The sequence below is a fragment of the Tenacibaculum geojense genome (assembly GCF_042676005.1).
Classification (GTDB): domain Bacteria; phylum Bacteroidota; class Bacteroidia; order Flavobacteriales; family Flavobacteriaceae; genus Polaribacter; species Polaribacter geojense.
On record NZ_JBHTJR010000045.1, the window covers coordinates 119,716 to 137,645 of the forward strand.

At 30.8% G+C, this 17,930-nt stretch carries 14 protein-coding genes and 1 other RNA gene; 9 read left to right on the plus strand and 6 right to left on the minus strand.

Annotation, left to right across the window (positions count from 1 at the left end; genetic code table 11):
• The first annotated feature begins 81 nt into the window (after positions 1 to 81).
• On the plus strand, positions 82 to 6,429 hold the full coding sequence (locus tag ACFQ1U_RS08050; protein WP_386107122.1) for an alpha-2-macroglobulin family protein: 6,348 nt from the start codon (positions 82 to 84) through the stop codon (positions 6,427 to 6,429).
• Positions 6,430 to 6,448: 19 nt separating this feature from the next.
• Positions 6,449 to 6,922, plus strand: coding sequence for a hypothetical protein (locus tag ACFQ1U_RS08055; RefSeq protein WP_386107124.1), 474 nt, complete (start codon positions 6,449 to 6,451; stop codon positions 6,920 to 6,922).
• Between the two features lie 37 nt (positions 6,923 to 6,959).
• Here ACFQ1U_RS08055 and ACFQ1U_RS08060 read toward each other — a convergent pair whose 3' ends face one another.
• From ACFQ1U_RS08060 to ACFQ1U_RS08070, 3 genes are all read right to left on the minus strand, one after another.
• Positions 6,960 to 7,478 (minus strand): DUF4136 domain-containing protein, encoded by a 519-nt coding sequence (locus ACFQ1U_RS08060; RefSeq protein WP_386107126.1) that lies wholly within the window; start codon positions 7,476 to 7,478, stop codon positions 6,960 to 6,962.
• 109 nt (positions 7,479 to 7,587) lie between these two features.
• Complete coding sequence (locus ACFQ1U_RS08065; protein ID WP_386107128.1) at positions 7,588 to 9,075, minus strand: S8 family peptidase; 1,488 nt, start codon at positions 9,073 to 9,075, stop codon at positions 7,588 to 7,590.
• 108 nt (positions 9,076 to 9,183) lie between these two features.
• Positions 9,184 to 10,152: a M20/M25/M40 family metallo-hydrolase gene (locus tag ACFQ1U_RS08070; RefSeq protein ID WP_386107130.1), complete on the minus strand. Its 969-nt coding sequence runs from the start codon at positions 10,150 to 10,152 to the stop codon at positions 9,184 to 9,186.
• Between the two features lie 67 nt (positions 10,153 to 10,219).
• Between ACFQ1U_RS08070 and kdsA the strand changes: the two genes are divergently transcribed.
• Positions 10,220 to 11,038, plus strand: a complete 819-nt coding sequence (kdsA, locus tag ACFQ1U_RS08075; protein WP_386107132.1) for a 3-deoxy-8-phosphooctulonate synthase — start codon at positions 10,220 to 10,222, stop codon at positions 11,036 to 11,038.
• A gap of 26 nt (positions 11,039 to 11,064) precedes the next feature.
• A complete protein-coding gene (locus ACFQ1U_RS08080; RefSeq protein ID WP_386107134.1) occupies positions 11,065 to 12,021 on the plus strand; it encodes a transglutaminase domain-containing protein in 957 nt (318 codons plus the stop codon).
• On the opposite strand, the gene ACFQ1U_RS08085 is transcribed toward ACFQ1U_RS08080, so the two are convergent.
• Entirely contained in the window at positions 12,018 to 12,323 is a 306-nt protein-coding gene (locus tag ACFQ1U_RS08085; RefSeq protein WP_386107136.1) for a DUF1801 domain-containing protein, read from the minus strand. The two genes, ACFQ1U_RS08080 and ACFQ1U_RS08085, sit on opposite strands and share 4 nt — an antisense overlap.
• Before the next feature lie 130 nt (positions 12,324 to 12,453).
• On the opposite strand from ACFQ1U_RS08085, the gene ACFQ1U_RS08090 reads away from it, so the two are divergent.
• From ACFQ1U_RS08090 to ACFQ1U_RS08105, 4 genes are all read left to right on the plus strand, one after another.
• Positions 12,454 to 13,062: a hypothetical protein gene (locus tag ACFQ1U_RS08090; protein WP_386107138.1), complete on the plus strand. Its 609-nt coding sequence runs from the start codon at positions 12,454 to 12,456 to the stop codon at positions 13,060 to 13,062.
• Between the two features lie 11 nt (positions 13,063 to 13,073).
• A complete protein-coding gene (locus tag ACFQ1U_RS08095) occupies positions 13,074 to 13,373 on the plus strand; it encodes a winged helix-turn-helix domain-containing protein (RefSeq protein ID WP_386107140.1) in 300 nt (99 codons plus the stop codon).
• Positions 13,374 to 13,425: 52 nt separating this feature from the next.
• Positions 13,426 to 14,793, plus strand: coding sequence for a cell envelope integrity protein CreD (gene creD, locus ACFQ1U_RS08100; RefSeq protein WP_386107141.1), 1,368 nt, complete (start codon positions 13,426 to 13,428; stop codon positions 14,791 to 14,793).
• Positions 14,794 to 14,855: 62 nt separating this feature from the next.
• Complete coding sequence (locus ACFQ1U_RS08105) at positions 14,856 to 15,488, plus strand: DUF1361 domain-containing protein (RefSeq protein ID WP_386107143.1); 633 nt, start codon at positions 14,856 to 14,858, stop codon at positions 15,486 to 15,488.
• Here the strand turns inward: ACFQ1U_RS08105 and ACFQ1U_RS08110 are convergent.
• Entirely contained in the window at positions 15,475 to 15,693 is a 219-nt protein-coding gene (locus ACFQ1U_RS08110; protein WP_386107146.1) for a DUF3820 family protein, read from the minus strand. The two genes, ACFQ1U_RS08105 and ACFQ1U_RS08110, sit on opposite strands and share 14 nt — an antisense overlap.
• A gap of 34 nt (positions 15,694 to 15,727) precedes the next feature.
• Positions 15,728 to 16,936 carry an NAD(P)-dependent oxidoreductase gene (locus tag ACFQ1U_RS08115; protein ID WP_386107148.1) on the minus strand — a complete coding sequence of 403 codons (1,209 nt, stop codon included), beginning with the start codon at positions 16,934 to 16,936 and terminating at the stop codon, positions 15,728 to 15,730.
• 283 nt (positions 16,937 to 17,219) lie between these two features.
• On the opposite strand from ACFQ1U_RS08115, the gene ssrA reads away from it, so the two are divergent.
• Positions 17,220 to 17,617, plus strand: a transfer-messenger RNA (tmRNA) gene (ssrA, locus tag ACFQ1U_RS08120).
• Positions 17,618 to 17,930: the final 313 nt, after the last annotated feature.

Here is a 17,930-nt window from a genome sequence, read left to right on the forward strand (position 1 = left end):
AAGTTACAAACTAATTTACGCATTATAATTGTGTAATTAACACATAACTTGTAATTTAAGAAACCCAATTAAAACAGCGTTATGAAAAAACTTACACCAATACTACTTACTCTTTTTTTATTTTCTATCACATTAAATGCACAGGAGAATTATGAAGAATTATGGAGTGAAGTTCATAAGTATGAACTAGATAATCTTCCAAAATCAGCTTTAAAAGTTGTTGAAAACATTTATAAAAAAGCCGATCTAACAAATAATTCTCCTCAAATAATTAAAGCACTCATTTTTAAAAGTAAGTTTTCTTTAATCCTAGAAGAGGATGCACAATTAAAGATTGTTAATGATTTAAAAAAACATATTAACAATGCTAAATTTCCTACTAAAAATGTACTGGAAAATATTTTAGCCAATTTATACTGGCAATATTTTAATCAGAATAGATGGCGTTTTTACAACCGTACAAACACCAACAGCAAGGTGAATATTGATGATTTTAGAACTTGGGATTTACAAACACTTTTTAAAGAAATTCATAAATATTATCAACTATCAATAAACGATAGTGAAAAGCTACAAAAAATTCCTGTAAAAACTTTTAGTGATATTATTGATATTGATAAGAACGCTGAAAAATACAGACCTACTTTGTATGACTTTTTAGCTCATAATGCCTTAGAATTTTATCAAACTAATGAAACCAACATTACCCAGCCATCTTATCAATTTAAGTTAAAAGATAGCGACTTAATTTGTGATGCTAATCATTTTAGCGATATGAAAATCACTAGTAAAGATTCGTTATCCCTTCAATTAAATGCTTTAAAAATTTATAAAAAACTAATCAAATATCATTTATCAAAAAATAACGTAAATGCACTAGCTGATGTTGATTTATTGCGTTTAGATTTTGTGAAAAAACATGCATCTTTTAACAATATAAATAAATTATATTTAGAAACATTACAACAAACAGCTCAGCAGCATAAAAATCATGAAATTAGTGGTTTATATGACCACAGAATCGCTTTATTGTATAGAGAAAAAGCTAATACCTACCATGCTGCAAATAATAAGAATCATCAATTTAAAAATGCAGATGCGGTAGAAATTTGCAAAAAAGTAATCGATAAGTTTCCAAAAACTAAAGCTGCTAAACTGTGTACTAATTTACTTAATGATATTACACAAAAATCCTTAGCTATTAAGGCTGAAGAACATGTGCCAAGCCAAGTATTTTCTAAAATATTAGTTACTTATAAAAATATTGATGAACTTGATGTGACAATCTACTCAATATCTGAAAAACAAGATGAGAGTTTTAAAGCTATCTACAAACAAGAAGAAAAAATAAATTTTATAGCAAAACTAAAACAAGTTGCTAATTTTCAAGAAAAATTAAAAAACGAAAAAGATTATCAACAACACAGTTCAGAAATTGTTTTACCAAAACTTGGCAAGGGAAAATTTTTAATAGTTGCTAAAAATAATTCAGATACTAACGAAGTAATTATTAAAACTCAAACAATACAAGTTACCAACCTAGTTTTAGTAACCGATAAAAAAAATAACGAAAATATATTTAGAGTTTATAACCGATTAAATGGTAAACCACTAGCAAATGTAAAAATTCAATTAAGTAATAAAAAACACAGATACGGAAATAAAATAAATAAAAAACTAACCACTAATAACAACGGTTTTGTAAGCCATACTTATAATAAAGATTATTATAATGTATCAGCCAAACTTACTTTTAACGATGATGTTGCTTACTTTGATAATATCTATCTAACAAGAAGATATAACAATAATTATCATGATAACAATGTTATCACAAATGTTAGCATTTTTACAGACAGAGCTATTTACAGACCTGGACAAACTGTTTATTTTAAAGGTATCGCACTAGAAAAATTCAAAAATAAATCTGAAGTTTTAGCACATGATTATCTGTTTGTAAACTTTAAAGATGCGAACGGACAACTTATAAAAGAACTAGAACTTAAAACCAATGATTTTGGCTCATTTTCTGAGGAATATAAAATTCCTGAAATTGGACTTACTGGTAATTTTAATATTGAGGTTATTATTAATACTAAAAGGTTTTATAAAAGTATTGCTGTTGAAGAATATAAAAGACCAAAATTTCAAACCGAATTTAAACCAGTAACTAAAACATACAAGGTTAATGATTCTGTTACTGTTACAGGAATCGCCAATGCTTATTCTGGCGCTTCTATAAGTAATGCTAAAGTTGTTTACAGGGTTCATAGAAAAGTTCAATATCCTAGATGGTATTGGTGGTCATATTGGAGAAAACCAAGTTTTAATAGCGCTCCTCAAGAAATAACTTATGGAGAAACAGTAACCAACAGCAATGGAGAATATTTTATTAAGTTCAAAGCACTTCCAGACGAAAGTGTTGCCGTAAAAAACCAGCCAATTTTTACCTATGAAATTACTGCTGATGTTATAGATATTAATGGAGAAACAAGAACTTCGACTACAAATGTTAAAGTAGGATATCACACTATGATACCGAATATAGAATTTGACACTCGAATCAATAAAAAATCAAATAGTACTCCAATCCATATTAGTATAAATAATCTTAATGGAGAAAAAGTAAAAGCATCTGGAACAATTAAAATATTCAAGTTAAAAGCTCCTGAAAATATTTACAGAAAAAGACCTTGGCAAAACCCAGATTATCAAATCATTGCTAAAGACCAGTTTACTAAAAAGTTTCCGTATGAAAGTTATACCAATGAAGATGATTTTCATAACTGGGGAAAAGAAAAACTAGTTTTTGAAGAACAATTCTCCTCTATAGCTGAGAAGAAAATTGTATTGAGTAAAATAAAAAAATGGAAATCTGGTAAATATATTATTACGCTAGATGTAAAAGATTCATTAAATCAGTCGGTATCCGATATTTTATATTTTGACGTATATGCTGACACTGATAAACTTCCAGCTGATAATCAGATTTTTAATATATCTACCAATAAAAAAGAATTTAAACCTGGCGATGAAGTAGAACTTACGGTTAGCTCTAATGCTACTAATTTACACTTAACCTTATTTGTAGAAAAAAACAATAAAATATTTTCTAAGCATTATTTTAATTTAGATAAAAGTTATAAAAAAATTAAAATACCTGTTACCAAAAATGATTTAGGCGGTTTTGGTATTACTTATCATTACATTTACAGAAATAGTTTTTATGCTTCATCTTATAAAATAGAGGTTCCTTATCCTTCTAAAGAAATTGAAATTACTACTAATACATTTAGAGATAAAATATCACCAAATTCACTAGAAAAATGGAGTTTTAACATTAAAGGCCCCAAAAAAGATGTTGTACTTGCAGAAATACTTGCAAGTATGTACGATGCGTCTTTAGATCAATTTGCTACAAATAATTGGACATTTAATCCTTTTAACTTAAAAAACTATTATGTTACTAATTATGCTAGTGCAAACGCTAGTATAGGAATCATTAATTTTAATACCATTACAAACCCTCAAAAAAAGTCAATTTACATTCCTAACCAAAAACGCAATACATTTAATTGGTTTGGTTTTAGCCTTAATAATAATAAGTGGGTATATAAAAATTACCTTAGAAAACTTACCATGCAGAGAACTAAATTTGACGGAACTTTATCTGGGGTGGTTGAAGATGAAACTGGTCCGTTACCAGGTGTTAGTGTACTTATAAAAGGTACAAACTATGGAACAGAAACAGATTTTGATGGCAATTTTGAAATCAAAGTAAACAAAGGTGATATTGTACAATTTAACTATGTTGGTTTTGAAACAATTGAATTAACTGTGGAAGATTTTAATAAGGCTTATATTTTAATGGAGGGAAGTAATACACTTGATGAAGTTGTAGTTGTTGGCTATGGTACACAGAAAAGAAAAAAAATGAGTAAAGTGCTAGAAGGTAAAGCAGCTGGAGTAACAGTATCAGAAAATTTAGAAACTGTTAATTCTGAGGCTGATTCAGAGATCGATGAAGTAACTGAAAATAAACAATCATTATCCCAAATTAAAGCAAGAAAAAACTTACAAGAAACAGCTTTCTTTTACCCGCATTTAACTACCGATAAAGAAGGTAACGTAAGTTTTAGCTTCACAACTCCAGAAGCATTAACTACATGGAAATTGCAACTTTTGTCACATACTAAAAATTTAGAGTATGCTACAAAAACACTTGAAGCTGTTTCTCAAAAAGAGCTAATGGTAACTCCAAATGCTCCGAGATTTTTGCGTGAAGGTGATACCATTACCTTAAGCTCTAAAATAAGTAACCTTACTAAAAGTAAGTTATCAGGAAACGCTCAGTTGTTTCTAACGGATGCTATTACAGGAAAAAATATTGATGTAGCCCTTAAAAATACAGATAAACAGCAAAGTTTCAGTGTTGATTCTAAAGGAAATACACAAGTATCATGGCAATTAATAATACCACCCACTGTAAGTTCTGTAAAATATAAAATTGTTGCGCAAGCAGGCAATTTTAGTGATGGTGAACAAAACATTCTTCCTGTTTTACCAAACAGAATGTTAGTTACAGAAACCTTACCTATGTGGATTGGAAGCAATCAAACAAAAAACTTTAACTTAGATAAACTTAAAAATTATACCTCAACTACGTTATCACATCATAAATTAACACTTGAGGTTAGCTCAAACCCCGTTTGGTACGCTGTTCAAGCGCTTCCGTATTTAATGGAATATCCGTTTGAGTGTGCTGAACAAACATTTTCTAGGTATTACGCAAACTCATTGGCTAGTCATATTATCAATAAAAACCCAAAAATTAAAACGGTTTTTGAAAGCTGGAAAAATTCTGATGCTATGTTGAGTAACTTAGAAAAAAATCAGGAATTAAAGTCTTTATTAATCCAAGAAACACCTTGGTTACGCGGTGCGCAATCAGAAAAAGAACAGAAAAAAAGAATTGCTTTGCTGTTTGAACTTAACAAACTAGAAAACAACCTATCTAAAGCTATTCATAAACTATCTGACCTACAATTAAATAACGGAGGATTCCCTTGGTTTAAAGGCGGTAATTATCCTAATATATACATTACCAATCATATCACTACTGGTTTTGGTCATTTAAACAAATTAGGAATTGCTAATAACGATAGTAAGATTCAAAAATTACTTAAAAAGTCTGTTGCATTTTTAGACAATGAAATTGTAGCTACTTATAACGAGTTATTAAAAAATGCCGAAATCATTAAAGATAAAGAAGGCGAAACTGCTTCTAAGAACTTTTTAGCTAAGAATAACGTAAACTACTTTATCATACAATATTTGTACATGAGAAGTTTTTTTAATGAAATGGCATTAAACACAAAAACAAGTAAAGCTGTTTCATATTATCAAAAACAAACGGCTACTTATTGGACTGATTTCAACTTATTAGCCAAAGGACAAATAGCCTTAACACAACACCGATTAAACAATAGTGATGTTGCTTTAAAAATTGTAAAATCTTTAAAAGAAACTAGTATTATATCAGATGAATTAGGAATGTACTGGAAAGAAAATAAAGCAGGTTGGTACTGGCATCAAGCGCCTATAGAAACGCAATCTTTGTTAATTGAAACTTTTTCTGAAATTGAAAATGATACTAAAACCATAGATTTACTAAAAGTTTGGTTACTTAAAAACAAACAGGTGAATAAATGGAGTACCACTAAGGCCACCACTAATGCTATTTATTCTTTATTATTGAAAGGATCTGATTGGCTATCTGTTTCAAATAATTTAGATATTTCTGTAGGAAATCAAAAAATTAATGCAGACAAGCTAGCCGATGTTAAAGTAGAAGCTGGTACTGGTTATTTTAAAACTTCATGGAACGCTAACGAAATTTCAAAAAACTTGGGAAGTGTTACCTTAACTAAGAATAGCGAGGGCATTGCTTGGGCTGGTTTATATTGGCAATATTTTGAAGATCTTGATAAAATTACCGCTGCAAAAACACCTTTACAATTAGAGAAAAAGCTGTTTAAAAAAGTAAATTCTGACACTGGAAAGCAATTAAAAGTCATAACAAATAAAACACCCTTAGAAGTTGGTGATTTGGTGACTGTTAGAATTGAATTAAAAGCGGATAGAGACATGAGTTTTATTCATATGAAAGACAAGCGTGCTGCTAGCTTTGAACCTGTAGATGTTTTATCAACTTATAAATGGCAAGATGGATTAGGCTATTATCAAAGTACAAAAGATGCTGCAACAAATTTCTTTTTTGATCGTTTACCAAAAGGAATTTATATATTTGAATACGATGTTAGAGTGAATAACAAAGGTAATTTTAGTGCTGGTGTAACCACCATACAAAGTATGTACGCACCAGAATTCACTAGTCACTCTAACGGAACTAGAATAACCGTAAAATAATTAAACTAAATAATTAAACATGAAAAACGCAATTTTAACTGTAGCATTCGTGCTAACTGCTTTTGTTGGTGTAAAAGCTCAAAGTATTTCCGAAAACGCTATTGGTTTACGTTTTGGAGATAACAATGGTTTTGGAGGTGAAATTTCTTACCAACGTAAATTAAGTAGCAACAACCGTTTAGAAGTAGATTTAGGCTTACGCGGTAATAATAACTTTAGTGGTTTTAAAGCTACTGGTTTATATCAATGGGTGTGGCAGTTAGAAAATCAATTTAATTGGTACGCCGGTGTTGGTGGTGGTGTAGGAACTTGGAATAATAAAAATACAGACTATTCAAACACATTTATTTTCGGAGCTGGTGTAATTGGTATTGAATATAATTTTGATATCCCTTTATTAATATCATTGGATTTTAGACCAGAAATTGGCTTTAATGATGATTATGATGGATTTAATTCAGACTTTGGTTTAGGTATTCGTTACCAATTCTAAAACTTTTAAATAAAAACCTCTGCAAAAGCAGAGGTTTTTATTTTTTGGGTGGATATCCTTTTATTACTTCAGTAATTATTTTTTTGTAGTAATCATCTCGTTCATCAGGAGTTGTTTGTTCTTTTAAAACACCTTTAGCAATACTTTGCCAAATCAAATCATTATTTTCGTTCTTCACAAAATTAACTGTTAACTCTTGTACTAATTTATTACGCTCAATAGGAATACCTCCAGATACCCCAAAACCTACATTACTACCTCCGCTACCTAAACCAATCCCAATAGAATTTCTAGAGGGTTCTTCTTTAGTGTTTGCTAAAAAGTTAATATAAAAATCTGGATTCTCTTTTTGACTAATACCTTTAACTAATAGTTGTTCGGTTAATTCACTTTTTATTCTCTTTATATCCAGCTCGCTCAATCCTTCTCCTGCGTCTTCAAAAAAATCAAATGTTTTATAGTTATTAAAATTGATAGAGTTATCATAATCAAAAACAACTTTATTGGAAGAACATCCAACTAATAAAATAGAAATAAGTAGTAAAAAACGTTTCATAAAATTACTTTTTACTAAGATACATAAAATTGAAAAAGCCTCACATTACTGCGAGACTCTTTCGATTGGTTAGTTAATTTTTAATAGTTAGGTTATCACTGGGGGCTTCTTATTGTACAGCCTTCAATGCGTCTATATTTCCGTAACCAAACTCTGAATTTTTATTTGGATAAAAATCTGATGCTTGACGTAATTTTTCTAACACTTGACTTCTAGACCATGATGGATTTTTTGCCCATACTAGTGCAGCAATACCAGCAGTAGTAGCTGTAGCTACAGAAGAACCTCCAACATAGCTAGATTGTTGATCATAGTAACTTAAAATAGGAATATTATTATTAGTACCATTAGTACGTTGCATTTGAATGGTAAAATCAATTTTTGAGCCTTTATGACAAATATCACAATTATCATACTGCCCTTCCTTAACACCTGTTACAGCAACAGCTTCATCCATATTTGCTGGAAAAATAACTCCATACCAAGTTGTGAAAGATGTAGATGTTCCTCCGGCAGCAATAATCATTTTACCTCTGCTATACGCATATTTTACTGCATCTGATACTCTTCCAATACTAAAAGGAGAACCAATAGACATCGATATAACTTTAACATCACTTCTATTACCTAAAGCTGTTAATGCCTCTGCTACCCCTCTTCTTTCATGATAATCATCAATAACAACATTTTCAACAGCTCTATACGTTACTAAGTTGGCATTGTAAGCTACTCCAACTGGTAAGTTATCGTTATTTCTTGGAGCTGTTGCAACAGACGCCATACTTGTTCCATGACCACATTTATCATTCACACCGTCGTAATTATTAGACCACGACCACCATGAATCTACAAAAGTTCCATATTTTTGAACGCTTCTTCCTGATGAATATCCATCGTTAAAATATTGATTCATCCAACGTTGCTCTGGTGAAAGACCTGTATCTATTACAGCTACTGTAACTCCTCTACCAGTACTGTAGTTCCATGCTGCTGGAATGTTATGTGCATCAAATGACCATGGTACTCTAGCGCCTGGAGCGACTGTTCTATAATCGGCAGATGCTAAATTAGTGGAAGAATATCCACAACCTGAAGCTTCAGATCTTTCTTGAACTTCATTATTACTTTCAAAAACACTGTAAGCAGCTGGCTCTATATAACGTACTCTAGGATCTTTTAATAAAGTAGCTATTGTTTCTTTATTTGATACTTTAATATCTATAAAATTTACCACCTCATCAGCATAATACTCTTTTGCTTCTTTAGAAGCTTGTTCTCTTCCTTCAATTTGATTTACTAAATTGATAATATCATTTTTAATGCTTTCAGATGAAGCACTTTTTTGAAATTCTGATTTTGAGGCACCATACCCAATGGTTAATAAGTTTTCTCCGTGTTGCAATGCACTCCAAATTGTATGTACATCAGAATTACTCCAGAAAAAATCACCAGTTTCTTCAATAGATGCTTTAATTTTTGCATTTATTTCTTGTTTAGATAATTGATCTTGTTGCTGTTCTTGAACAGGGACTTCTTCATTTTTTGAACATGAAAACAGTACAGCAACCGTCGCTAGACTTAGTAGAATTCTTTTCATTGATAATGATTTTTAAAATTTAAACCTCGCGAATATATCAATTTTTAACATAATTTTTAGAGATATTGTTAATTTTTTAGTAAAAAAATTAACATATACACAAAAACGTTATTCAACAACTACTCTAGTAGGCGTATCTGTACCATTAATAATAGTAGTAGTTCCCAAGGCTATTGCTTTAATTGTTTCTGTGATATTAGATACATTTAAAGTACTAGCTTCATCAGTTACTTTATGGTAATGAGGATCTTTATCTATGGGACCAGTTGAAAAGGTATGTGACGGAATTCCTAAACGTGCTAAAGATGCATTATCAGATCTAAAAAATAAATTAAATTTAGGATATGGATCTGGATACAATTTATAACCTGTTCCTTCTAAATTTTTCTGAATTATTTTTCCAAAATCAGAACGATCAAAACCAGTTAACCATGCCGTTTTAGGACCATAACTAGAGGTTTTACCTATCATTTCTATATTAATTCCTGCTACAAAATCTGTCGGATTAACATCTTTTCCAAAATGTTTAGAGCCTACAAGTCCCATTTCTTCTGCAGTAAATGCTACAAATAATACAGTTCTTTCTGTCCCTCTGCTTTTAAAATATTCTGCTAAAGTTAATACCGCAGCTACACCAGAAGCATCATCATCTGCACCATTGTATATTTTATCATCACCACTCTTTTTCATTCCTAAATGGTCATAATGAGCAGAAACAACTACAAACTCATCTTTTTTAGAGCTACCCTCTAAAACTCCAATTACGTTAAACATATTGGCCCCTTTGTGCTCAAAGCTTTGACGATAACTTGTTAAATCTTTGTAAGTAGTAAGTCCAATTCTTTCAAATTCTTTTTCTATATATTGAGCTGCTTTTTCTATTCCTTCTGTCCCTGCTTTTCTTCCCTCCATTTCATCAGAAGCCAATGTATAAAGGTGTTTTTTAACAGTTAAACTATCTATTTCATATTGTTTTTGTACTGCAACATGTTGTGCTAATACAGGTTTTTCTTCTTTAGTTGTTTTACAAGAAGTCAAGGCTAATAAACCTGTGAAAAATAGGATTGTTTTTTTCATTTTGATTTCATTTTAAAGTTTAAAGATAGCCAATTTAATTTCGTAGTTTTGCTAAAAATAATTAACAATGAATTTATCTCTTATTCCTAATTTAAAAGATACAGAAGCTGGTAACTTTTTCTTATTGGCTGGCCCCTGCGCTATTGAAGGTGAAGATATGGCCTTACGCATTGCTGAAAAAGTGGTGAATATTACCAATAAATTAGAAATACCGTATGTTTTTAAAGGTAGTTTTAAAAAAGCTAACCGCAGTAGAATTGATAGTTTTACAGGAATTGGAGATGAAAAAGCATTAAAAATTTTAAAAAAGGTTTCTGAAACTTTTAATGTTCCTACCGTTACAGATATTCACGAAGTAAGTGATGCTGAAAAAGCCGCTGAATATGTTGATGTTTTACAAATACCTGCTTTTTTAGTTCGTCAAACAGATTTAGTAGTAGCTGCTGCAAATACAGGTAAAGTGGTAAACCTAAAAAAAGGACAATTTATGAGTCCGGAAGCCATGCAGCATGCTGTAAAAAAAGTACATGATAGCGGTAATGAAAAAGCATGGATTACTGATAGAGGTACAATGTTTGGTTACCAAGATATGATTGTAGATTTTAGAGGGATTCCAACCATGAGACAATATGCTCCAACTGTTTTAGATGTTACACACTCTTTACAACAACCTAATCAAAGTAGTGGTGTTACTGGCGGAAGACCAGATATGATTGAAACCATTGCACGTGCTGGCGTTGTTAATAATGTAGATGGTTTATTTATGGAAACTCATTTTGATCCTGCAAACGCAAAATCTGACGGAGCAAATATGCTACACTTAAACCATTTAGAAAAGTTACTAACCAACCTAGTAACCATTCGTAAAACAGTTAATGGTTTATAGGCATAGTTTTTGTGCTGCCTTAAACTATGAAATTATATAGCACTTTTCTATTTCTATTGTTTTCCTTTTGCACACTTGCACAAAGTATGCAAGAGGTTAAAGCTGTTACTGATACATACAGCGGACTTTTAACTGCTGAAAAATTAGCCAATCGTATTAATACTGATTTTAAAACTAATGATGCTAAAATAAAGGCGGTGTATTGTTGGATTACTAAAAACATCCGTTATGATTTGGAAGAATTTTTCAATCCAACTCGTAAAGAATTCCGATTTAGCTATCAAACTGAAGAAGAGAAAAATCAGAAATTATTAGCTATAAAAAACAATACCGTTAAAAAAACGCTCCAAAGCAGAAAAGGAGTTTGCGAAGGCTACGCACAAACATTTTCTAAAATATGTGATTTACTATCTATAGAAAATGAAGTAGTTGCTGGTTATGTAAAACCAACGTACGCATACTTAGGAAAACCATTGGCACAAGCAAACCATGCCTGGAATGCTGTAAAATTAAATGATGAATGGATTTTTATAGATACCACTTGGGGAGCAGGTTTTGAAGTAAATGGTAAATGGAAAAGACAATTTAATCAATATTACTTTAACATCCCAAAAAACAAACTACTCAAAACGCACTTAGCAGAAAAATCTATATGGAACCTTCAAGCAGGTTCTATTACTAAAGAACTATTTTTTAATCAACCCATTTACAAAACACCTTTTCTTCAATCTGATGTTGTATTAGTAAAACCTAATACGGGTAAACTTCAAAAAAACAACAACGGATTGGTAACTATATTAGTTAACAAACTACCGCCTGCATCCGATGTTCGTGTAGGTTTTTTAGGCAATCCATATGCACAAAAAGTTTCTGTAATTAATAAACAAAACCAACAAATAATTACTGTAAAACCTCCAGCAGACGCCCAATACTTATTTTTAATTATTGACAATGAAGTTGTTTTAACTTTTTTAATAGATTAATTAGCTTTTCTTTCATTATAAGATGTTTGTAAAACAGCAATTAATATGGTTGCGTTTATATCATTCACAGAAAAGTATCGTAATGATTTTACGACACTTCTACCCTCACTGTGTAAATGAGCTTCAAAATCTTTCAATCCATTTTTAGCCCAAAAGCCAACATCTACAAAACCTTTTTTATAGGAAGCATTTAAATAACACAACGGTTTTCCATGGTAATAATAATTTGGAATTTTCCATTTATACTCAAGTGTTGCCTCAGGAAAAGTATTTTCTATAAGTACTTGAATTTGTAACAACATACTTTTAAAAGGTTATTTTCTAGTTATAATGTAGTTTTCTGCCGGATTCATTTCTATCCAAAAATAATTAAAAAAAAGTATTGTAAAATTAAATTATATTGATTTACTTTGTTTTTCAAAGTTCTTTATTATGAGTTCAGAAGATTATTTAAAAGACATATCAGAAATTAAAAACCTCATGAATAAATCAACCCGATTTATCTCTTTAAGTGGTTTATCAGGTATTTTAGCAGGAATTTACGCCTTAATTGGTGCATTTTATGCCTATTACATAGTTACAAATTACTCGTACGGAACTTTACTATTAGATGGCTGGGTTTTTAGAACCATCCTCTTAACCATGGCATTGGTACTTATTGCCAGTGTGGGAACGGCTATTTATTTAACTACTCAAAAAGCTAAAAAAAATAATGATAAAATTTGGGATGCTACAACCAAGCGTTTATTACTAAATTTTTTAACGCCACTTGTAGCTGGTGGTATTTACGTGTTAATTATTTTAAGTCAACACAGATACGGACAAACAGGTGGTTTAATGCTATTGTTTTATGGTTTAGCTTTGGTAAATGCTTCAAAATATACCATTGGTGACATTAAATATTTAGGTTATACAGAAATTGTTTTAGGTTTGTTAGCCTCTTATTACGTTGGCTACGGATTTTGGTTTTGGGTAATAGGCTTTGGGTTTATGCACATAATTTATGGTATAATCATGTATATTAAACACGATAGAAAATAGCGCAGCATCTTTTGAAAAATATTTTATTACATATAAATAAAGCTTTTGATCATAGAATTCGGTTGGGAATCATGTCCATTTTAATGGTAAATGAGTATGCAGAATTCACAACACTAAAAGAATTACTTGGTGCAACCGATGGCAATTTAGCAAGCCATATAAAAGCACTTGAGAAAGCTGAATTTATTAGAATAGAAAAACAGTTTATAGGTAGAAAACCTAATACGAAATACTATGCTACCGATGTAGGTAAAATAGAATTTAAAAAGCACATTAATGCGCTGGAAAAATTACTAAAAAATAACACTTAATTTTTTTTATACAAACACTTTGAAATACAAAGTTCTTTTAAAACACTAAAATATGAATACAAACAAAAACGGAAAATTTGGAAAATGGATTAAAACATCCATCAGTGCTAGAATGGCTATCGTTGGCTTTTTAGTTATTATGCTACTTATACCATTATCGTACATCAAAGATCTTGTAAACGAACGAATGTACAGACAAAAAACAGTTGTTAATGAAATAAATCAAAAATGGGGAAAAGAAGTATTGGTATACGGACCTATTTTAAAAATTCCGTACAAAACCTATAAAGAAACCACTATTTACCTTCCTGAAACTAAAACACATCAAAAAGAAACCGAAGAAATTATTAATGAGGCTTACTTTTTTCCTGAAGTATTGGATATAAATGCCACTATAAATCCTGAATCAAAAAGCAGAGGGATATATAATACTGCAGTGTATAAAACAAACATTAATTTTAAAGGTACATTTACCACTCCTGATTTTTCTGATGTAGAAATTGCTCCCAAAGATATTCTTTGGCAAAAAGCAAAATTAATTATTCAAACTTCTAACGTTAAAGGAGTAAATAGTAAAATTGCTATACAAATACATAAAAACTCATATAACTTCTCTGGAAACAATCAAAACAATTCCCAAAAAGAGCATCGTAATAACTTGTTTACTTTGGAAAGCAAAACAATTGCTAAAAACGATTTACCGCACCTGAACCCGATTGACTTTAGCCTAACAATGAATGTTAATGGGAGTGAACAAATTAGGTTTGTACCAATTGGAAAAGAAACCACCGCTAATATTAAATCGAATTGGAAAACGGCTAACTTTTTAGGAGAATATATTCCTTACAACCCAGACAAGATTAACGATAATGGTTTTGATGCAAAATGGAAAGTGTTAGATATAAACAGGCCTTTTGCACAACAATCTTTTAATCACTTACCTAAATTAACCAAGTATGCTTTTGGAGTGAACTTTAAAATTCCTGTTGATGAGTTTCAAAAAAATGAACGTGCTACTAAATATGGTTTTTTAGTAATTGCTTTAACCTTTTTAATATTCTTTTTAATACAAACTATGAGTAAAATTAACATCCACCCGTTTCAATATTTAATGGTAGGAATTGCCTTAATTATGTTTTATACTTTATTAATATCAATTACAGAGCATAGTAGCTTTTTAAAAGCATATCTAATTGCTGGTGTGGCTGTTGTTGCATTAATTACTTTATACTCAAAATCTATACTTAAAAACACCAAATTTCCTCTTTTTATCGGAGGTAGCTTAATCATTTTATACAGTTTTATTTTTGTAATTATTCAATTAGAAAACTATGCTTTACTGGTTGGAAGCATTGGTTTATTTATAATTCTAGCTGCTGTAATGTATGCTTCTAGAAAAATAGATTGGAATAACGGATAATTAATAAGTAGTTAATCAATCAAAACCTCTTCAATTAGAGGTTTTGATTTTAAAAAAATCATATGAAAACTATAAACAAAACACAGCAATATCTCGGAATACTTATTATATTTTGTATTACTCTTCAATTATTAAGAGTACATATAACGCAATCTATATTTTTTAGTTTTTTACTATGGAACTTACTATTAGCCATACTTCCCTATGGCATTTCTTTACTTATAGAAAAAAGAAAAAAACGTAATAAAGCCATGTATGTTTTATTAGCAGTTTGGTTACTCTTTTTACCTAATTCTCCTTATTTAATTACCGATTTTATACATTTACAAAATCCGTCTGCATCTATGATTTGGTTCGATATACTGTTGGTATTTAGTTACGCTGTAACCGGATTGGTATTAACCTTATTATCTACTCAAAAAATTTACAACACCTTACAGCTACATTATAAAAGTGAAACACTAAACAATATAATGAACGGAATTTTTTTACTGTGTGGTTACGGTGTGTATCTGGGCAGATTTTTACGTTTTAATTCTTGGGATATAGTAACAAAACCTGGTACTATTTTTAAAGAGACCTTATTTAGTTTTACCGATGAAAAAGCTTGGGGAATAACATTAGCTATTGGTTTGCTTATAAAGTTACTGTTTGAAATTAGTAAAAATGTACAATTAGCGACTAAGAGTGTCTAATTTTTCTTAATATTTCTTCCAATCCGTTTAATTGCAGCTCATAAACTAACGCCATCATTTTTCCAAGTTTACCTTGCGGAAAACCTTTGTTTTTATACCAAACCATGTAATATTCAGGTATATCTATTAAATACGTGCCTTTGTATTTTCCAAAAGGCATTCTCATATTGGCTGTATCTATTAAAAACTGTTTGTCTGGTACCATAAAAAAATCCCGCTTTCGCGGGAAATAAAGTGAATTATTCTTTTCCGTCTACGTAATCTTGTAAATACGCAAAACGTTCGGTTAACGTTCCTTCATTAGTTGTCATTTGTGCTCTTGCTAAAATACCATCTTTATCATTATTAAAAAAAGCAGGTATTACATGCGCTAAAAACATTTCTCCAAAACCTTCACTTGCATCTTTAGGTAACTCACAAGGCAGATTATCTACGGCCATTACCACTATGGCATTCTCTTGCTGATAAGGAACCACTGATTCTGTAATTGGATCGTAACCATACACAGGATCTGCAATTGTAGATGGTTGTATTGTTGATGCCACTGGCCCATCAATATCACATGAAATATCAGCTACATATTTAATCTTAAAATTACTTTTTTTAGCATCCTCCCTAGTAAATAAATATGGAGCGCCATCTGCATAAAAATGACCTGCAATAAAGAAATCAGATACTTTTGCAAACTTCATAAAATCAGACTCGTATTCATGTCCGTTATTATAAAAATCGTATTTATCTAATAATTGTCCGTCTTTACGTTTATTATAATCTAAAACATCAATTAAACAATATACAGGAGTATCAAAGCTAGTGGATAAATAGTCAGATACTGATACTTCTTGAATCCCCATCGCATCAAGCATCTCTTTAGCTCCGTAAGCAACTTTTCCGCTTCCTGATAAAACAATTTTTAGGGGAGGTAATGTTATTTTTTTAAGTTCATTTATTAAATCTTGCTGGGTTTCTAGCGTTTCTGCTTTAGGTAAAGAAAACGCTCCTGATTGCAAACCTATAGCTCTAAAACCATTGTAAGCACCAACAATTCCTGCATACCTACCAAAACCAATTAATCGAGCTCCGTTTTCACGAACTATTGTTTCGTGATCATACAGTGCTATTTTTTTATCCAAAACTGCTTTTAATAACTTACGGTTGTATGGCTGCTTTTTTATGGTGTGCGAAAAGAAAAAGTATTTTTTATTGGGAATTAAAGCTTCCACAGGTACTTCTTTTACACCCAACAACACATCACAATCTAATAGGTTGTTAGTTACTTCTATTCCTAAATCTTGATAAGCACTATCTGCAAAAACTCGAATATCTGAACGCTCCACAGCTACTTTTGCTTCTGGAAACTGTTGTGTAAGCTCTTGCAATTTGGCTGGTGAAAAAACAACTCTTTTATCTGGTGGGTTTTTACGTTCTTTTATAATTCCGAATTTCATGTTTTTTGCTGTTTGTTTGTTTTTGAAGTGTTGCGAAAATAATGCTTTTTATAGCTTTGCACAAAATTGTTTTTTTATATTTGCTGTCCGATTATTTTTTTTCGGATGTGCGTTAGGGATAGAGCGGTTATACTGCCTTCATTGCAGTATATATGTTTGAGTTCTTTTTAGATTACAAAAAACAACGTGATTTGTAACTAAAAAAACGAGTAGCGAAAGCCCGTCCGAACGCCCTAATAAAAGGTATAGTTTTTGCTTTTTATTAGTAGTTTTTTGACATATTGGGGACGACTGGTTTTGACAGCAAGATCAGTGAAATGGTAAGCATGCCGAGGAGTGAAATGACAACTCGTTAAACTTATTTCAACACTATAAACGGCGAAGATAACTACGCTTTAGCTGCTTAATCTGAATTATAGTAAGATTTAATGCCTCGGCGCACAAGGTGCGCAAGCTAAATGTCCACGAAAAGCCTTGGTTTGCGGCGTTTCATTTTTGGGCATCGTAAAAGTAAACATAGAAAACTTGGCGCTTCGACAGGTTTTTGAAATTTAAGAAGATAAGCTAAAGGTAGGTGGTTCTTAACCAGCTGATAGTCGAAAATTTAGATAAGAACTAAGCATGTAGAAAGCTATGGAACTGCTTGTTTGGACCCGAGTTCGATTCTCGGCGTCTCCACAAATAACCTCGTAAAACACTGATTTTGCGAGGTTTTTTATTTCAGTGGTGCTCTATAGTATAATTTTTTAATAAAAACCGTCTCAGAACTTCATTTTCTTTCTAGAAAACTTTTTTCAAATATAGCAAAGTATATGTAAATTTCTTTTGTTACTTAGTTTAATAAGGTCTTAATACAAATGAAGTATTAATTATTTTATATAGTAATAAAAAGGTACTAGTTACATATCACTTTTTGTTTCACTTTTTATAATAATACTTTAAAGTCATCACGTATATAATTATATAGTGAAAGTATTTTGTACAGTTTTATAAG

Bases quoted from the DNA above. Each gene is read 5' to 3' on its own strand.
- ACFQ1U_RS08090 (WP_386107138.1), top strand. From the start codon at position 12,454: ATGAGTTCAGAAGATTATTTAAAAGACATATCAGAAATTAAAAACCTC.
- ACFQ1U_RS08115 (WP_386107148.1), bottom strand. From the start codon at position 16,936: ATGAAATTCGGAATTATAAAAGAACGTAAAAACCCACCAGATAAAAGA.
- ACFQ1U_RS08060 (WP_386107126.1), bottom strand. From the start codon at position 7,478: ATGAAACGTTTTTTACTACTTATTTCTATTTTATTAGTTGGATGTTCT.
- ACFQ1U_RS08110 (WP_386107146.1), bottom strand. From the start codon at position 15,693: ATGGTACCAGACAAACAGTTTTTAATAGATACAGCCAATATGAGAATG.
- ACFQ1U_RS08080 (WP_386107134.1), top strand. From the start codon at position 11,065: ATGAAATTATATAGCACTTTTCTATTTCTATTGTTTTCCTTTTGCACA.
- kdsA (WP_386107132.1), top strand. From the start codon at position 10,220: ATGAATTTATCTCTTATTCCTAATTTAAAAGATACAGAAGCTGGTAAC.
- creD (WP_386107141.1), top strand. From the start codon at position 13,426: ATGAATACAAACAAAAACGGAAAATTTGGAAAATGGATTAAAACATCC.
- ACFQ1U_RS08105 (WP_386107143.1), top strand. From the start codon at position 14,856: ATGAAAACTATAAACAAAACACAGCAATATCTCGGAATACTTATTATA.
- ACFQ1U_RS08065 (WP_386107128.1), bottom strand. From the start codon at position 9,075: ATGAAAAGAATTCTACTAAGTCTAGCGACGGTTGCTGTACTGTTTTCA.
- ACFQ1U_RS08070 (WP_386107130.1), bottom strand. From the start codon at position 10,152: ATGAAAAAAACAATCCTATTTTTCACAGGTTTATTAGCCTTGACTTCT.
- ACFQ1U_RS08050 (WP_386107122.1), top strand. From the start codon at position 82: ATGAAAAAACTTACACCAATACTACTTACTCTTTTTTTATTTTCTATC.
- ACFQ1U_RS08055 (WP_386107124.1), top strand. From the start codon at position 6,449: ATGAAAAACGCAATTTTAACTGTAGCATTCGTGCTAACTGCTTTTGTT.
- ACFQ1U_RS08085 (WP_386107136.1), bottom strand. From the start codon at position 12,323: ATGTTGTTACAAATTCAAGTACTTATAGAAAATACTTTTCCTGAGGCA.